Origin of the sequence: Pollutimonas rozaliensis (assembly GCF_048751585.1) — a bacterium.
In the GTDB taxonomy this organism is placed as follows: Bacteria; Pseudomonadota; Gammaproteobacteria; order Burkholderiales; family Burkholderiaceae_B.
Map to the genome: position 1 here is coordinate 1 of NZ_JAZHOB010000065.1, position 279 is coordinate 279.

The following is a 279-nucleotide window of genomic DNA, read 5'->3' on the forward strand; positions in this document are numbered from 1 at the left end:
CCTGGACAACGCCCTTCCCTGGGACACCGTGCAGAACGTTCAGTATCGTCGCTACGGCTCGCCGGAAACGGTCCTGCCTACCCTCCTCTCGCTACACGAGGAGCGCGCCAAGGGTAACCCCAATTTCCGCTACCTGGAGCGCCAGTCCACCCTGGCCCGCCAATTGCGTGAACAGCACACCAGCGTCAGCCTGAACCGGGAGCAGCGCCAACGCGAGCTAGAAGCCCAAGAAGCCGAACAGCTCTCACTGGAAAACCAGCGCCGCCGCGCACTGGGTCT

At 63.8% G+C, this 279-nt stretch carries 1 protein-coding gene; it reads left to right on the forward strand.

Annotated features, from left to right (window positions below; genetic code table 11):
- Window positions 1-279 (forward strand): carboxy terminal-processing peptidase (locus tag V0R37_RS21980; RefSeq protein ID WP_420376540.1); only part of this gene is annotated, 279 nt, incomplete at both ends.